The sequence below is a fragment of the Streptomyces recifensis genome, from assembly GCF_002154615.1.
Taxonomy (GTDB): Bacteria; Actinomycetota; Actinomycetes; order Streptomycetales; family Streptomycetaceae; genus Streptomyces; species Streptomyces griseoluteus.
Genome location: NZ_MUNH01000536.1, coordinates 1 through 2,718 on the forward strand (window position 1 = coordinate 1; position 2,718 = coordinate 2,718).

The 2,718-nt window shown below is 71.0% G+C and carries 3 protein-coding genes; all 3 read left to right on the top strand.

Translation table 11 applies throughout. The annotated features are described in order from the left end of the window. A partial coding sequence (locus tag CCN33_RS25135) for an NAD-dependent epimerase/dehydratase family protein (protein ID WP_107483990.1) occupies positions 1-677 on the top strand: 677 nt, incomplete at its 5' end. 277 nt (positions 678-954) lie between these two features. Next, on the top strand, positions 955-1,725 hold the full coding sequence (locus tag CCN33_RS32560; protein WP_208621883.1) for a DeoR/GlpR family DNA-binding transcription regulator: 771 nt from the start codon (positions 955-957) through the stop codon (positions 1,723-1,725). A gap of 99 nt (positions 1,726-1,824) precedes the next feature. Then, a partial coding sequence (locus tag CCN33_RS25150) for an ABC transporter substrate-binding protein (protein ID WP_140394667.1) occupies positions 1,825-2,718 on the top strand: 894 nt, incomplete at its 3' end.

Below are 2,718 nucleotides of genomic sequence, written 5' to 3' on the forward strand. Positions count from 1 at the left end.
CCATCACCGCCGACCTCGCCGACCTGGACGCCCTGCGCGAAGCGGTACGCGGCACGGACGCGGTGCTGCACCTGGCGGGCATCTCCCTGGAGGCCCCGTTCGAGAAGATCCTGAAGGCCAACATCGAGGGCACGTACCACCTTTACGAGGCCGCCCGGCTGGAGGGCGTCCCCCGCGTGGTCTTCGCCTCCTCCAACCACGCGGTCGGCGGCGCCCCCGTCCCGGCGCCGCACGGCCCCCGCATCCCGGTGGACACCCCGCACCGCCCGGACACCTTCTACGGCCTCTCCAAGTGCTTCGGCGAGGACCTGGCCCAGCTCTACTGGGACCGGCACGGCATCGAGACCGTCTCCGTCCGTATCGGCTCCTGCTTCCCGGAGCCGACCAGCGTGCGGATGTTGTCGATCTGGCTCAGCCCGGCCGACGCGGCCCGCCTCTTCCACGCCGCCTTCACCGCCGAGGATGTGGGCCACACCGTGGTCTACGGCTCCTCCGCCAACACCCGCCTGTGGTGGGACCTCGCCTCCGCCCGCGCCCTCGGCTACGCCCCCGAGGACGACTCCGAGCCGTACGCCGCGAAGCTCATCGCCGAGCAGGGCGAACTGGACCCCGCGAACCCGGCCCACGACCGCCTCGGCGGCCACTTCCTCACCGACCCGCCGATCTGGCCGTACTGACCCCACCACCGAACGTCCCCACGGCCGAAAACGATCGCGGGCGGGCACCGAACGGGCCCGCCCGCGGTCGTGTTCGGGCACGCACCGCGCCCGCTCCCACCCCGGGCCCCGCTGCCGCGCAGGTCCGAGGCGGGCGCGGCGGGAGGTGACCGGGCACACACGGGCAGGATCGGGCGTGGAACAGGCCTGGTCAGCGCCGCACGTCCGCTGTAGAACTTCCCCCAGGGCCCGAACGGGCATCCCAGCGGGCATCTCGATGACGAGAGCGGGTGACGACATGAACACCAGGACGGCCGAGGAACGCCAACGCGAGATCGTGCGCGCGGCGCGGGCCACCGGTTCCGTCGACGTCACCGCGCTCGCCGACGAGCTGGGCGTGGCCAAGGAGACGATCCGGCGGGACCTGCGCGCGCTGGAGGACCACGGGCTGGTGCGCCGCACCCACGGCGGCGCCTACCCGGTGGAGAGCGCCGCCTTCGAGACCACGCTCGCCTTCCGCGCCACCAGCCACGTCCCCGAGAAGCGCAGGATCGCGGCCGCCGCGGCCGAGCTGCTCGGTGACGCGGAGACGGTCTTCGTCGACGAGGGCTTCACCCCCCAGCTCATCGCCGAGGCCCTGCCGACCGGCCGGGCACTGACCGTGGTGACCGCCTCGCTGCCCGTCGCGGGCGCCCTGGCGGAGGCCGAGAACGTGTCGGTCCTGCTGCTGGGCGGCCGGGTGCGGGCGGGCACGCTCGCCACGGTCGACCACTGGACGACCAGGATGCTGGCCGGCTTCGTGGTGGACCTCGCCTACCTCGGCGCCAACGGCATCTCGCGCGAACACGGTCTGACCACGCCCGACCCCGCCGTCAGCGAGGTGAAGGCGCAGGCCATCCGGGCCGCCCGGCGCACGGTCTTCGCCGGGGTGCACACCAAGTTCGGCGCCGTGAGCTTCTGCCGGTTCGCCGAGGTCGGCGCGGTGGACGCCATCGTCACGAGCACCCAGCTCCCGGCGGCCGAGGCCCACCGGTACTCACTCCTGGGGCCACAGGTCATCCGGGTCTGACACAGCACCGCACCACACAGCTTTCCGCACCACCTCTCCCCCGAGGGCACCCGTACGCGCGGCCATGCCCTTCTGTCCCCATATATCCAGGAGCGATCCATGCGCACCCCGAGCCGACGGAGGCCGCGAACCACATTCGCCATGGCCGCCGCAGGGACGCTGCTCGCCCCGCTTCTCTCCGGCTGCTGGGCCGGCGCGGGCGGGACCGGTTCCGGCGGCGATTCCATCAACGTACTGATGGTCAACAACCCGCAGATGACCGAGTTGCAGAAGCTGACGCGCGCCCACTTCACCAAGGAGACGGGCATCAAGGTCAACTTCACCGTGCTGCCCGAGAACGACGTCCGCGACAAGATCAGCCAGGACTTCGCCAACCAGGCCGGCCAGTACGACGTGGCCACTCTGTCCAACTACGAGATCCCGATCTACGCCCGCAACGGCTGGCTGCACGACATGGACGGCTATGTGGCGAAGGACCACGCGTACGACGAGCAGGATGTGCTCAAGCCCATGCGCCAGTCGCTCACCGGCGACGACAACAAGCTGTACGGGCAGCCGTTCTACGGCGAGTCGTCCTTCCTCATGTACCGCAAGGACATCTTCGCGGCCAAGGGCCTGAAGATGCCCGCGCACCCGACCTGGCAGCAGGTGGCCGATCTCGCCGCGAAGGCGGACGGCGCCAGGCCCGGCATGAAGGGCATCTGTCTGCGCGGCCTGCCCGGCTGGGGCGAGGTCATGGCCCCGCTCACCACGGTGGTGAACACCTTCGGCGGCACCTGGTTCGACAAGGACTGGAAGGCCCGGCTGGACTCCCCCGAGTTCACCAAGGCCGTCAAGTTCTATGTGGACCTGGTCCGCGAGCACGGCGAGTCCGGCGCCGCACAGTCCGGCTTCGCGGAGTGCCTGAACAACATGACCCAGGGCAAGACCGCCATGTGGTACGACGCCACCTCCGCGCCGGACTCCTGGAGGGCGCGGAGGTGGCGTCGTACC

Bases quoted from the DNA above. Each gene is read 5' to 3' on its own strand.
- CCN33_RS32560 (WP_208621883.1), top strand. From the start codon at position 955: ATGAACACCAGGACGGCCGAGGAACGCCAACGCGAGATCGTGCGCGCG.